13 protein-coding genes are annotated in these 13,653 nt (G+C 67.8%); 12 read left to right on the forward strand and 1 reads right to left on the reverse strand.

Annotation, left to right across the window (positions count from 1 at the left end; all coding sequences use genetic code 11):
- The first annotated feature begins 87 nt into the window (after positions 1–87).
- From QP552_RS12535 to QP552_RS12560, 6 genes are all read left to right on the forward strand, one after another.
- Entirely contained in the window at positions 88–738 is a 651-nt protein-coding gene (locus QP552_RS12535; protein ID WP_286073760.1) for a DsbA family protein, read from the forward strand.
- Positions 739–773: 35 nt separating this feature from the next.
- On the forward strand, positions 774–1,781 hold the full coding sequence (locus QP552_RS12540; RefSeq protein ID WP_111111148.1) for a cyclase family protein: 1,008 nt from the start codon (positions 774–776) through the stop codon (positions 1,779–1,781).
- Positions 1,782–2,097: 316 nt separating this feature from the next.
- The gene (gene imuA, locus QP552_RS12545) at positions 2,098–2,712 is read left to right on the forward strand and encodes a translesion DNA synthesis-associated protein ImuA (protein ID WP_286073761.1); all 615 of its coding nucleotides are present in this window, start codon (positions 2,098–2,100) and stop codon (positions 2,710–2,712) included.
- Positions 2,713–2,721: 9 nt separating this feature from the next.
- Entirely contained in the window at positions 2,722–4,131 is a 1,410-nt protein-coding gene (locus tag QP552_RS12550; RefSeq protein ID WP_286073763.1) for a DNA polymerase Y family protein, read from the forward strand.
- Between the two features lie 6 nt (positions 4,132–4,137).
- A complete protein-coding gene (locus tag QP552_RS12555) occupies positions 4,138–7,248 on the forward strand; it encodes an error-prone DNA polymerase (protein WP_286073764.1) in 3,111 nt (1,036 codons plus the stop codon).
- Between the two features lie 366 nt (positions 7,249–7,614).
- A complete protein-coding gene (locus QP552_RS12560) occupies positions 7,615–8,121 on the forward strand; it encodes a hypothetical protein (RefSeq protein WP_286073766.1) in 507 nt (168 codons plus the stop codon).
- Between the two features lie 135 nt (positions 8,122–8,256).
- Here the strand turns inward: QP552_RS12560 and ptsJ are convergent, their stop codons facing one another.
- Positions 8,257–9,543: a transcriptional regulator PtsJ gene (gene ptsJ / locus QP552_RS12565; protein WP_286073767.1), complete on the reverse strand. Its 1,287-nt coding sequence runs from the start codon at positions 9,541–9,543 to the stop codon at positions 8,257–8,259.
- A gap of 76 nt (positions 9,544–9,619) precedes the next feature.
- Here ptsJ and QP552_RS12570 point away from each other — a divergent pair, with 76 nt between their 5' ends.
- The 6 genes from QP552_RS12570 to QP552_RS12595 all read left to right on the forward strand — a co-directional run bounded on the left by QP552_RS12570 (position 9,620) and on the right by QP552_RS12595 (position 13,592).
- Entirely contained in the window at positions 9,620–10,393 is a 774-nt protein-coding gene (locus QP552_RS12570) for a YggS family pyridoxal phosphate-dependent enzyme (RefSeq protein WP_106550438.1), read from the forward strand.
- On the forward strand, positions 10,390–11,091 hold the full coding sequence (locus QP552_RS12575; RefSeq protein WP_111111160.1) for a glutamine amidotransferase: 702 nt from the start codon (positions 10,390–10,392) through the stop codon (positions 11,089–11,091). Before QP552_RS12570 ends, QP552_RS12575 begins: the two co-directional genes overlap by 4 nt.
- A complete protein-coding gene (locus QP552_RS12580; RefSeq protein ID WP_106550440.1) occupies positions 11,088–11,312 on the forward strand; it encodes a hypothetical protein in 225 nt (74 codons plus the stop codon). The genes QP552_RS12575 and QP552_RS12580 overlap by 4 nt, the downstream gene beginning before the upstream one ends.
- Positions 11,313–11,420: 108 nt before the next feature.
- On the forward strand, positions 11,421–11,957 hold the full coding sequence (locus QP552_RS12585; RefSeq protein WP_286073770.1) for a hypothetical protein: 537 nt from the start codon (positions 11,421–11,423) through the stop codon (positions 11,955–11,957).
- 202 nt (positions 11,958–12,159) lie between these two features.
- Positions 12,160–12,669, forward strand: coding sequence for an RNA polymerase sigma factor (locus QP552_RS12590; protein ID WP_106550442.1), 510 nt, complete (start codon positions 12,160–12,162; stop codon positions 12,667–12,669).
- Positions 12,666–13,592 (forward strand): FecR domain-containing protein, encoded by a 927-nt coding sequence (locus QP552_RS12595; RefSeq protein ID WP_286073771.1) that lies wholly within the window; start codon positions 12,666–12,668, stop codon positions 13,590–13,592. The genes QP552_RS12590 and QP552_RS12595 overlap by 4 nt, the downstream gene beginning before the upstream one ends.
- Positions 13,593–13,653 lie beyond the last annotated feature (61 nt).

Here is a 13,653-nt window from a genome sequence, read left to right on the forward strand (position 1 = left end):
AGCGAAAACTGAGCTGCCCGCGGCCTGCTGTTTCAGCCCTGCCGCGCCACCTAATCTGCCGCCTCCCCTCTCACCGATGGCAGGCAGATGTCTTCCGTTCCTTCCCCCGCCACCGCCGCGCCGGTGGTCGATTTCTTCCATGACGTGGTCTGCGGCTGGTGCTTCGTGCTGGCCCCGCGCCTGCAGCAGGTCTCGGCCGAACTCGGCATCCAGGTGCGCCACCGCAGCTTCGTGCTGCAGGACTCGCGCGCGCAGATGGTCGAGGTGTTCGGCTCGATGGAGCGCGCCAAGGCGATCATCCTGCGCCACTGGACCGACTGCGCTGCGCATGAAGACACCGCGCGCATCGATATCGAAGGCATGCGCGCACAGGATTTCGAATATCCCTCCGGCTGGCTCGGCGCACTGGCCTGCCAGGCCGCCGAGTTGATGGGCGGCAACAACGCCCATGGCGCGATGTTCGATGCCGTGCAGTGGGCGCACCTGCACCAGCACCGCAACATCGGTGATGCCGAAGTACTGCTGGATATCGCCGAATCGCTGGGCCACCCACGTGGCGCCTTCGCTGACCACATGCATAGCGACGCAGTGCGCCAGCGCGTGCAGGCCGATCGTGCCGAAGCCGCTGCCCTCGGCATCCGTTCCATACCCACCGTGATCGGCGGCAACGGCCTGCGCCTGCAGACCCTGCCGCTGCCACACCTGCGCCAGGCCCTGGCGCCCCTGGTCGCGGCCTGAGCCGCACCCTCCCCCACCCTGCAAGGAGACTCCCCATGACCCCACGTACCCTGGCCACCGCGCTGACCCTGCTGCTGGCCGGCACCGCCGCTTCCACCACCGTGTCCGCGCACGAACGCGTTCCCTCCGGCCAGCAGGTCGGCACCAGCCCCTGGGGGCCGAAGGACGAGATCGGCCGCCTCAACCTGATCACCGAGGCCTCGCGTGCGGCAATCCTGTCGCGGGTCAGCGGCGGCAAGGCCTATGACCTGGCCACCGACTACTACGTCGGCATGCCCAGCTGGCAGGATGCCGGCGACCCGCACTACCAGTTCTGGATGACCCACACCCCGCGCGGCACGGTGATGGACGACCCGATGGGCGTGGGCGAGACCATGAACCTCACCCGCAGCTACACCGGCACCGCGTTCTCGATGTACAGCCACACCGGCACCCACATCGATGCACTGAACCACTTCGGCATCCATGGAAAGATCTGGAACGGCTTCGAGGCCGACAAGCACCTCGGCGACCGCGGCTGGAATGTCACCGGCATCGAGAAATTCCCGCCGCTGATCGCGCGTGGCGTGCTGATCGACGTGGCCGCCGCCAAGGGAGTGGACATGCTGCCGGACAGCTACCGCGTCACCCGCCAGGACCTGAAGGATGCGCTGGCACGCCAGAAGGTGAAACTGCAGCAGGGTGACGTGGTGCTGATCCGCACCGGCCGCATGCGCCTGTTCGAGCAGCCCAAGGCGTACATGGCCAACCCACCGGGCATGGGCCTGGACGCGGCGCGCTTCCTGGTCGAGGACAGCGGCGCGATGATCGTCGGTGCCGACAACCTCAGCTTCGAGACCTTCCCCTCGGAGGTGTCCGACGACTACGTGCCGCTGCACACCTACCTGCTGGCCCAGCAGGGCGCGCCGATCATCGAGCTGGTGGCACTGGACGAACTGGCCCGCGACAAGGTCTACGAGTTCGCCTTCATCGGCGGCCCGCTGAAGATCCGCGGCGGCGATGCCGCACCGCTGCGACCGGTGGCGTTGCCGGTGCGCCCGTAACCGGGGGCATACCCGGATAGCGTCGAACCATGCCGGGTGGGTGCCGACCTTGGTCGGCACCGCGCTTTACCGCTATCCACGCCTGGCGTGGATCTACCTATCAGCCCGGTAGATCCACGCCGTGCGTGGATGCTTTACCCCTTCAGCAACCTGAAACCCGACCCGCCGATTTCATTAGTAATTCTACTCACAACGCGAGTAGCATATGCGGTCTCAGCCCCTGATACCGGCCTGTCGATACTCGCTCCATGCCTGCCGTTTCCGCCCGTTCCTGCCGCTTCCAGCCTGCCCGGCACCTCCCCTGGAGGACCGGCTGATGGGTGCCGTCGTCGCCCTCGACCGGCTACTGGACGGCCGCCAGCTGTGGCGCGGCCCGGCCCGTCAGGGGCCCGCCAGCGACCATCTGGCCAGCGGTCATCCGGCACTGGATGCGCGCCTGCCCGGTGGCGGCTGGCCGGCCAGCGGGCTGTGCGAGGTACTGCAGGGCGCGCCCGGGGTGGGCGAGCTGGCGCTGGTCTGGCCGGCACTGGCGAAACTGAGCCAGCGCGACCGCCCGATCGTGCTGGTTGCCCCGCCCTATCGCCCGCATGCCCCGGCCTGGGCCGCAGCCGGGCTGGACCTGGCCCAGCTGCAGATCATCCATGCCGCGCCGAAGCAGGCGCTGTGGGCCACCGAACAATGCCTGCGCTCGGCCGCCTGCGCGGCGGTGCTGTGCTGGCCACACCAGGCCGACGACCGCGCCCTGCGCCGCCTGCAGGTGGCCGCCGACAGCGGCCAGTGCCTGGGCTTCGTGTTCCGCGAGGCGCTGGCGGCGCGCAATCCCTCCCCGGCCAGCCTGCGCCTGCAGCTCGACCATGGCCAGGTACGGGTGCTGAAGTGCCGTGGCGGCCTGCCGCCGGCGCAGCCGTTGCCGCTGGCCATCGCCCACTGAGGCCGCGCCATGCACTGGGCCTGCCTGTTGTTGCCGCAGCTGGCGCTGGACAGCGTGCTGCGCCTGCAGCCGGACCCGCAGCGGCCATTGGTGCTGCTGCAGGGGCCGGCACAGCGTCGCGTGCTGCGTGCGGTCAGCCCGGCCGCCCGCGCAGCGGGGCTGCGCCCGGGCATGCTGCTGTCGGCCGCGCAGGTACTGGTGCAGGACATGCACCTGCACGACTACGACCCGAACGCCGAACAGCACACCCGGCAGCTGCTGGCCAGTTGGGCCTACGCCTACAGCTCGCAGGTCAGCCTCGATTTCCCGCACGCGCTGGTCATGGAAATCGGCGCCAGCCGCGCCCTGTTCGGTGACTGGCTGACGATCGAGAAGCGCCTGCGCAACGAACTGCATGAACTCGGTTTCCGCCATCGCCTGGTGGCTGCACCCACCGCGCATGCTGCACGCGTGCTGGCCAACGTCCACGACGGCCTCGGCATCGATGCACAGCAGCTGCCGGCGGCGCTGGCACAACTGCCGTTGCCGCGCTGCGGCCTGCCCAGCGAAGCGGTGACCGTACTGGGCCGCTCCGGGCTGCGCACGCTGGGTGTGGTGCTCGAACTGCCGCGCGACAGCCTGGCCCGGCGCTTCGCCCCCGAGGTACTGCAGCAGCTGGATGCATTGCGTGGGCTGCCCACCGCGCCACTGCGCTACTACCAGCCACCGGACCGGTTCGATGCGCGCATCGAATTCGAATACGAGATCGAATCCAGCCAGGCCCTGTTGTTCCCGCTGCGTCGCCTGCTGCTGGACCTGGCCGCCTTCCTGTGCTCGCGCGATGGCGGCGTGCAACGCTTCGACCTGCATTTCGAGCATGACCTGCTGCCGGCCAGCGTGCTGACCATCGGCCTGCTGGCACCCGAACGCGATCCCACGCTGCTGTTCGAGATCGCGCGCAATCGCATGGAGGCCTTCGCCCTGCCCGCTGGCAGCCGCGCACTGCGCCTGCAGGCCGAGCAGCTGCCGCCGTTCGTGCCCGCCGCACGCGACCTGTTCGATACCCGGCCGGCGCAGGCGATGCCCTGGAGCCAGCTGCGTGAGCGCCTGCGCGCACGGCTGGGCGATGACGCCGTGCAGCCGCTGGCAGTACAGGCCGACCATCGCCCTGAACGCGCCAGTGGTATCCAGCCCCCGACCAAACCGCCCGCTTACTGGCCACTGCGCCCAGGCTGGCTGCTGGACACCCCGCAACCACTGCGTGATCCGCGCCTGCGCATCATCGCCGGGCCGGAGCGGATCGAATCGGGCTGGTGGGACCAGGCCGACGCGCGCCGCGACTATTACGTGGTGGAAACCGCGCACGGCCAGCGTGGCTGGGCGTTCCGCACACGCAATGACCCGCATGCGCCGTGGATGCTGCATGGCTGGTTCGGCTGAGCCGCGATGCACAGCGAACTGCCCGGCTACGCCGAACTGCACTGCCTGTCGGCCTTCAGCTTCCAGCGCGGCGCCTCGATCGCCGAAGAACTGTTCGCGCGCGCCGCCGGCCAGGGCTACCGCGCGTTGGCGATTACCGACGAATGTTCGCTGGCCGGCATCGTGCGCGCCTGGCAGGCGGCGAAGACGCATGGCGTGGCGCTGATCATTGGCGCCGAATTCCAGGTTGAGGACGGACCCAAGCTGGCCCTGCTGTGCACCGACCAGGCCGCCTATGCGGGGCTCTGCCAGCTGATCACCACCTGCCGGCGGCGTGCGGCCAAGGGCGAGTACCGCTGCCTGCGCGAGGATCTGCTCGGCCTGCCCCGGAGCCTGCTGTGCCTGTGGCTGGACAGGCAACCGGCCGCTACTGACCTGGAACTGCTGCGTGCCGGCTTCGATGATCGCCTGTGGCTGGCGGTGGAGCTGCATCACGAACACGACGATGCACGCCGCCTGCAGCAGCTGCAGTCCTTCGGCGAACGCCATCGCCTGCCGCTGGTCGCCAGTGGCGATGTGCACATGCACGTGCGACGCCGTCGTGCCCTGCAGGACACGCTGACCGCGATCCGCCACCGTTGCAGCGTGGCTGAAGCCGGCTGGCGCCTGTTTCCCAATGGCGAGCGCCACCTGCGCCCGCGCACCGCACTGGCCCAGCTGTATCCCGCCGAACTGCTGGCCGAGACCCTGCGCATCGCCGAGCGCTGCCACTTCACCCTCGAGCAGCTGCAGTACACCTACCCGCGCGAACTGGTGCCGGAGGGCCACGACCCGGACAGCTGGCTGCGCGTGCTGGTCGAGCGCGGCATCCCGTGGCGCTGGAAAGACGGCATCAAACCGGCGCAACGCACGCAGATAGAACACGAACTGGCGCTGATCAAGCAGAAGAACTACGCCTCCTATTTCCTCACCGTGCAGGACATCGTGCGCTTCGCCCGCAGCCAGGACATCCTCTGCCAGGGCCGCGGCTCGGCGGCCAACTCGGCGGTGTGCTTCGTGCTGGGCGTGACCGAGATCGACCCGGCGCGCAGCAACCTGCTGTTCGAGCGCTTCATCTCCGCCGAGCGCGACGAGCCGCCGGATATCGACATCGACTTCGAGCACGAGCGCCGCGAAGAAGTGCTGCAGTACGTGTTCAAGCGCTATGGCCGCGAGCGCGCGGCATTGACTGCAGTGGCAATCAGCTACCGTGGCCGCAGCGCGATCCGCGACGTGGCCCGCGCGCTTGGCCTGCCGATGGACCAGGTCAACGAACTGGGGGCGGCGATGGACCATTGGGGCGGCCATGTACCGCTGCCTGAGACCCTGCGCGAGCGCGGCTTCGATCCGGACACGCCATTGATGCAGCGCCTGCTGGCACTGACCACCGAACTGATCGACTTCCCGCGCCACCTGTCGCAGCACCCGGGCGGTTTCGTGATCTCCGAGCACCCGCTGTCGACCCTGGTGCCGGTGGAAAACGCGGCGATGGCCGACCGCACCGTCGTCCAGTGGGACAAAGACGATCTGGATGCCACCGGCCTGATGAAGGTCGACTGCCTGGCGCTGGGCATGCTCACCGCCATCCGCAAGTGCCTGGCGATGCTGAAGCAGCATGGCCTGCACAGTGGACGCATGGATGCGATCCCTGCCAAGGATACGAAGACCTACGACATGATCTGCGCCGCCGACACCATCGGCGTGTTCCAGATCGAATCGCGTGCGCAGATGGCGATGCTGCCACGCCTGCAGCCGCGCAACTTCTACGATCTGGTGATCGAAGTGGCGATCGTGCGCCCCGGCCCGATCCAGGGCGACATGGTGCATCCCTATCTGGAACGGCGGAGGATCCTGCGCGAGCAAGGCCCGGATGCACTGAACGACCCGGACAATCCGCTCTATCCAGCGCAACTGGAGCGCGTGTTCGCACGCACGTTGGGCGTACCACTGTTCCAGGAGCAGGTGATGCAGCTGGCAGTGGAAGCAGCAGGTTACACACCTGGCCAAGCCGATGCCCTGCGCCGCTCGATGGCGGCATGGAAGCGTCGTGGCGGCCTGGAACCGCATCGCGAGAAGTTGCTGGCCGGCATGTTGAAGAATGGCTTCAGCCGTGAGTACGGCGAACACCTGTTCGAGCAGATCAAGGGCTTCGGTGATTACGGTTTCCCGGAAAGCCATGCTGCCAGCTTCGCCCTGCTGACCTATAACAGCTGCTGGCTGAAGTGCCACCACCCGGCTGCGTTCACCGCCAGCCTGATCAACAGCCAGCCACTGGGGTTCTACAGCCCCGACCAGCTGCTGCAGGACGCACGCCGCCATGGCATCCGCGTGCTGCCGGTGGACGTGCGCCACAGCGACTGGGACTGCACCCTGGATTTCAGCAAGGGCGCGGCGGCGATCCGGCTCGGCCTGCGCCTGATTGATGGCTGCAACGAACCCGCCGTGCAGGCCATCATGCACGAGCGAGCACGGCGACCGTTCGACGATGTCGGCGACCTGTGCCAGCGCACCGCTCTGGACCGCCGCCATCAGGGCCTGCTGGCCGATGCCGGTGCGCTGCGCGGGCTCAGTGGCCATCGCCATCGTGCGCGCTGGGATATCTCCGGCGTGGAGAACCGGTTGCCCTTGTTCGATCAGGCGCGTGCCACTGCCGAGGCCCGCGTGCCGTTGCCGCTGCCCAGCGCATGGGAGGACATGCAGGCCGATTACCGCAGTACCGGCACCACCCTTGGCCGCCACCCGATCTCGTTCCTGCGTGCACAGCTGCGCAGCCGTGGCTGCCTGGATGCCGCGCAGCTGGCCGGTCACGGCCATGGCCGCCGCGTACGCATCGCCGGCCTGGTACGCATGCGCCAGCGCCCACAGACCGCCAGTGGGGTGACTTTCCTCACCCTCGAGGACGAGACCGGCATGGTCAATGCGGTGGTCTGGCGCCACCTGGCCGATCGCCAGCACCGGGTGCTGGTCGACACCCAGCTGATGCAGATCGATGGCCGCCTGGAGCGCGTTGATGGCGTGCAGCATGTCATCGTGCAGCGCATGCACTGCCTGGATGAGCTGCTGCAGGGACTGCGCAGCCACAGCCGCGATTTCCACTGATACCGGGAATGACGGCGTAACGGCTGCTGGGTGATGGCGACCGGATGACTGCGGCTGCGTGTTGACGCCTGGGTGTTGACGCCTGCGTGTTGTCGCCTGGGTGATGGCTACTGAATGATGGCTACTGAATGATGGCTACTGAATGATGGCTACTGAATGATGGCTACTGAATGATGGCTACTGAATGATGGCTACTGGGTAGAGTCGACTGTTAGTCGACTAGCGCGCGTCAGCGCGGGAACTTCCGCGACCTGATCGAACAGCAGTCGACTAACAGTCGACTCTACCCAGCCGACTCTACCGGCCGGCTCTACCCATCCCCTTTTGCATCCGCTATCGTCGGCCTATCCAAGGAAGGACGACCCGATGCCCCGTGTGCTGCTGCTGACCACCCTGGTGGTCTCGACCCTTGCCCTGCTCGTTTCCGGCTGGACCGCCTGGAGCCTGCATCGCAGCCAATCGCCAGAGCGGATCATCGAAGCGCGCGGCCTGGTCATCCACGATGACAGCGGCCAGCCGCGGGTGATCCTCGGCGCACCGGTTCCCGATCCCCTCAGCCAGGGCCGCCCCGTCGGACCGCGTGCCACGGCACTGTCCGGCCTGATCCTGCTTGGCCCCGATGGTTCCGAGCGCGGTGGCTATGGCACCAGCGACCGCGGCGGCGAAGCCCTGCTCACGCTGGACGATGCCACCGGCACCACCGAAGTCTTCAAGGTCGTCGCCAACCCGGACCGTGGCGCCAGCCTGATGGTCAAGCACCAGAACAACACCGGCGCCATGCTCACATCCTGGCAGGGCAAGCCGGAGCTGATGTTCGTCGATGACAGTGGCCAGTCCTACTACGTGCGCCCGGGCGCGAACGCCGCGCCCTGATCGGCTTCTGTAGGGTCGAACCATGCTCGACTTTGCTTCTCTGTAGAGCCGAGCCATGCTCGGCTTTGCTTCACCTTTGTAGAGCCGAGCCATGCTCGGCTCCTGTTGGTAGAAGCAGTCGAGCATGGCCCGGCGCTACACCCCACACACCGCCGCAAGGTCATCGGCCAGCTGCCGCAGCTGCGCCGTCCCCAGCGCCGCGCAGGTGATGCGCAGGCCATGCCCCGGTGCTGCCACCGCGAACACTTCGCCCGCGCGCACATGCCATCCGCGCGAAGCCAGCGCCAGCACCTGCGGATGGCTGTCGGCCTGCAGCGGCAGCCACAGGTTCAATCCTTCCATCGGCTGTGGCGTCGGCACGCCACGCGCACGCAGCAGTTCCTGCAGCGACTGCAGGCGTTGCTGGTAACGCTCCCCCGCCGAGGCGATCTTCGCCCGCTGCGATGCCGACTCCAGCACCGACGTCGCCGCATCCTGCAGCAGGTGGCTGACCCAGCCGGTACCGGACGCCAACCGCAACCGCAACCGCATCGCGGTCTCTTCATCGCAGGCCAGCCAGGCCAGCCGCAGGTCCGGGCCAAGCGGTTTGGACAGCGAACGCAGCAGCGCCCAGCGCCGGCCATCCAGCGGCAGCACCGAGTGATAGGCCTGCTGCGAGAGCAGCGCGTAGTGATCGTCGATCAACACCGCCACCTGCGGATAGGCGGACAGCAGCTGGCGCAATGCGCGTGCCCGCTTCGCATCCAGGCTGGCACCGGTCGGATTGTGCGCCCGTGGGGTCAACAGCACCGCGCGTGCGCCGCTCTCCAGTGCCTGCCGCAGCGATTCGACCTGCATGCCGTGTTCATCCACCGCCACCGGCAACGCCGCGTGGCCCACAGCATTGAGCACATTGAGGCTGCCGAGGAAGCATGGATCCTCCACCGCGATGCGATCGCCCGGCAGCAGCCACGCCGCCAGCAGGCGTTCGATGCCATCGACCGCGCCATGGGTCAGCTCCAGCGCATAGCCTTCGGGGCAATCCACATCCAGCGAGGCCCGCGCCAGCGCCTGCAACCGCGGATCGACCGTGCCCACGCCATACAGCCGTGGCGCGGCCGGCGCCAGGCGCAGACTGGGCAACAGGCGCGGATCCGGATTGCCACCGGCCAGGTCATGCAGGGCCAGCCCGGGCACACTGCCCTCGCGCGCCAGCGTCGGCGGCAGGCCACGCACCACCGTGCCGCGCCGGCCTGCGGTGCTGGCCAGGCCCGCCGCATCCAATCGCTTGTAGGCGGCGGCCACGGTATTGCGATTGACCCCCAGCTGATCGGCCAGCTCGCGCACCGGCGGCAGCACGCTGCCGGCCGGCAGACGGCCCTTGCCGATGCCATCGCGGATGCTGTCGAAGATCGACTCGGCGCTATGCCCGGTGATTTTCATTTTGTCCTATGCCAAAATAATTCTTGTCCTGTGCCAGTGTATCCCACCCTGGCCGCCCTGCATTGGAGGTGCCCGCATGCCCCTTGCCGCCGCCGACTGGCCCGTCGCCCAGTCCGTTGAACAGATCGCCGCCAACCTGGTCACAGTGCGCCAACGCATTGCCGATGCCTGTGCCCGCGTCGGCCGGGATCCGGCCAGCGTCCGCCTGCTGCCGGTCAGCAAGACCGTGGATGACGCCCGCATCCGCATGGCGGTGGCCGCCGGCTGCCACGAACTGGGCGAGAACAAGGTGCAGGAGGCACAGCGCAAGGCCGAGACAATGGCCGACCTGGGCGTGCACTGGTCGGTGATCGGCCATCTGCAGACCAACAAGGCACGCTACGTGGCGCGCTTTGCCAGCGAGTTCCAGGCGCTGGACAGCCTGCGCGTAGCCGAGGCGCTGCAGCAGCGCCTGCAGCTGGAAGACCGCACGCTGGATGTGTTCGTGCAGGTCAACACCTCCGCCGAACCCAGCAAGTACGGCCTGGAACCCGATGCCGTCGGGGCCTTCGTGCAGCAGCTGCCAGTCTTCGACCGGCTACGCGTGCGTGGCCTGATGACCCTGGCCATCTTCACTCCCGAAGTCGAACGTGTGCGGGCGTGCTTCGTGCGCCTGCGTGAACTGCGCGATCAGCTGCAACGCAGCGCCCCACCCGGCCTCGACCTGTCGCAGCTGTCGATGGGCATGTCCGGGGACTTCGAAGTGGCCATCGAGGAAGGCGCCACCGTAGTCCGCGTCGGCCAGGCCATCTTCGGCGCCCGCGCCACTCCGGACAGCTTCTACTGGCCGAACAACGGAGCCCCGGCATGAAGAACGCGGTTGTCCTGCAACACGTTGCCTTTGAAGACCTCGGCACCCTGCAGCCACTGCTGATGGCGCAGGGCTGGCAACTGCAGGTGCTGCAGGCTGGTGTAGATGCACTCGATCCGGCCGAAGCGGCTGACCTGCTGGTGGTGCTGGGGGGGCCGATCAGCGTCAACGATGTTGATCTTTACCCGTTCCTCAACGACAGCATCGCGCTGCTGAAGGCGCGGTTGCAGCAGCAGCGGCCCACGCTGGGCATCTGCCTCGGCGCGCAGCTGATGGCGCGTGCGCTGGGTGCCAGCGTTGTCCCCAGTGGCGGCAAGGAGATCGGTTTCGCGCCGCTGCTGCTCACCGATGAGGGCCAGCGCTCGCCGCTGCAGGCACTGCAGGGCATTCCAGTGCTGCACTGGCACGGCGAGGCGTTCGAACTTCCAGTCGATGCACGCCGCCTGGCCAGCACGCCGGCCTGCCGCCACCAGGCATTCGCCATCGGCAGCTACGCACTGGCCCTGCAATGCCATCCGGAACTGGATGCCCGCCAGTTCGAGCGTTGGCTGATCGGCCACACGCTGGAGCTGGCCCAGGCCCGCATCGACCCCAACGACCTGCGCGCGCAGGCACGCCGCTATGGCGCACCACTGGCCGCAGCCGCTACCGCGATGTTCGACCAATGGCTGCAGGATCTGCCGGAGATACGGCGATGAACTACCGGTTGCAGATCCACCGCGACGGCGCCTACTGGGGCCACTTCGACTGCAGCGGGCCTGATGCCCTGCAGCGCATGGACAGCATCGCCGCACAGCTGCCTGCCCACCAGGGCTTCCAGTTGAAGCGGCAGAAGGGGGTCGGCGAAGAGCGCATCCTGTCCAGCAATGCCGACGGACTGCGTGTGCTGGCCGCGCAGATCCAGTACCGCGACATTTGACCCGACGATGGTAGTGCCGGCCGCTGGCCGGCAAATCTGTTCTCCCGCCTGATGCCGGCCAGCGGCCGGCACTACCCCGGCTGTTCGCCCGCATGCGAAGCTTCACGCATGCTGACCCTGCAACGCGGCAACCACCACGGGCTGCTTGTCGCCCCGCGCTGGCCCTCCACCCATATCCAGATCGAAGCAGAGGTGCTGCAACGATTGCTCGACGCGCAGGCACGCCTGCCTGCTGGACTGCGCCTGCTGCTCACACGCGGCTTCGAATCCCGCCACGGTCGCCTCGGCGGGTTCCGCCGCGCGGTACGGCGGCTCGGCATCGTGGTGTTCCGCACCTGCTACCCGCGGCGCCGCGATGAAGTCGATGCCATCTTCGGTGCCAACGGTCACGACATCGATGGCCGTCACGTCGATGTTTCCATGGTGCTGCGCGGCCAGCGTCTACGGCTGCTGCCACTAGGCGTTTTCACGCCAACCGGCTGGCAGGCGCGCCGCGTCGCCCGCCATGCCGAGGCGATCGCTCGGGTGAAGCACAGCCTGCAGCAGTGCGGCTTCCAGCTGCACCACAACCCGACCGAAGCACTGCAGATCCATTGTGACTACCGCGGGAGCAACCAGCGGGGCGGCGGTAGAGTCGACTGTTAGTCGACTACCGCGCGAAACGCGGGATTCTGCAGTTGTTACGGAAGGAGCGGTCGATCAGAAAAGCAGTCGACTGACAGTCGACTCTACAGTCCGCCCGTCGACGCACATCGACCATGGATGCAAATGATTCTCTTTTGCTGTAAGGTGCAGCCGCTGCCCTTGCCGCCGCGGGCTGTTCCCTTTCCCAGTTGTCGCCCGCCCCGTGTCCACGCCTGTCGAACCGACGGATGTCGCGCATCTGTGCGCGGCCCATTACCGGCCGCTGCACGCCCATGTCCGCCGTAAACTCCCGCAACGCAGCGACGCCGATGACGTCGTCCAGGAAACCTGGCTGCGTGTCGTCAAAGTCGCCGCCAGCGGTCTGCTGAGCAATGGCCGTGCGTACCTGTACCGCGTTGCCCACAACCTGATCGCCGACCACTATCGGCAACGCCAGCGTCGTCGCGAAGAGGCGCTGGAGGACGCGCAGCTGCATGCCATCGCAGATCCCGCGCCCCTGCCGGAACAGCGCCTGCTTGATGCCGAACAGCTGCGCCATCTCGATGCCATCATCGCCGCTTTGCCGCCGCGCTCGCGCCAGGTCTTCCTGCTGGCCCGCGTGGAACAGATGGCATTGGCTGAAATCGGCCGCCAGCTCGGCATCAGCCGGCAGACCGCGCATGGCCATCTGCTGCGCGCCCTGGTCGCCCTGCAGCAGGTACCCGGCACATGAGCCAGGAGGCCATTGCGCGCGAAGCTGCCCGCTGGTGGCTGGATGGGCACGACGGCGACCGCGACGAGAACGCCTTCGAGCAGTGGTGCCGGGCCGATCCACGCCATGCCGCGCAGTACCTGCACCTGCAGCAGCTGTGGCAGGCCGGTGCGACGATGCCCAGCCTGCAGCGGCAGCTGCAACGACGGCAGCGTCGGCGCCTGGGTGAAGCCGGCCTCGCGGTGCTGCTGCTGTGCGCGCTCGGCCTTTACAGCCGCCATGCCTCGCCGCCCGCCGCGCAGGTACTGCGTACCGCGTCCGGTGAGATCCGCGACGAGGCCCTGCCGGACGGCTCGCACGTGCTGCTGTCCCCGGGCAGCGAAGTGCACGTCCGCATCGACGCACAACGCCGCCAGCTGCAGCTGGACCGCGGCCAGGCCTGGTTCCAGGTCACTGCCGATGCGCAACGACCGTTCCAGGTGCATACACCGCATGGCACGGTCACCGCGTTGGGCACGGCGTTCGACCTTGCCGTGCAGGACGACAGCAGCGTGGTGACGGTCACCGAACATCGCGTCAGCGTGGAGTCCGGCAGCGCCACCCGCCAAGCGTCCGAAGGACAACAGATGCGCTTCGACGGGCAGGCATCCACCACGCTGCTCCCAGCGGATGCTGCTGCGATGGCCTGGCGCGAGCGACGGCTGCACTGGGTCTCCGCACCGCTGATCGAGGTCACCCAGGGCCTGGACCGCTGGCATGGTGGGCGCACCTGGATCATCGGGGCGCGACTGCGGCAACAGCCGGTCACCCTGCTGGGAAGTGCAGACGGCGCCGCCGGCAACCGCGACCAGTTGGCCACACAGCTGCAGGTGCGCGTGCTTCGCCTTGGCAATGGCGTACAGGTGTGGATGCCGCCGCGCGGGGATCATCGCGATGGACCCTGACAACCCGCCCATGGCTGCGTCTACCCAGGATGACGACGTTCTGCGTCAGCCCCTGGAGCCC

This window comes from Stenotrophomonas sp. 59, assembly GCF_030291095.1.
GTDB classification, from domain to species: domain Bacteria; phylum Pseudomonadota; class Gammaproteobacteria; order Xanthomonadales; family Xanthomonadaceae; genus Stenotrophomonas; species Stenotrophomonas maltophilia_Q.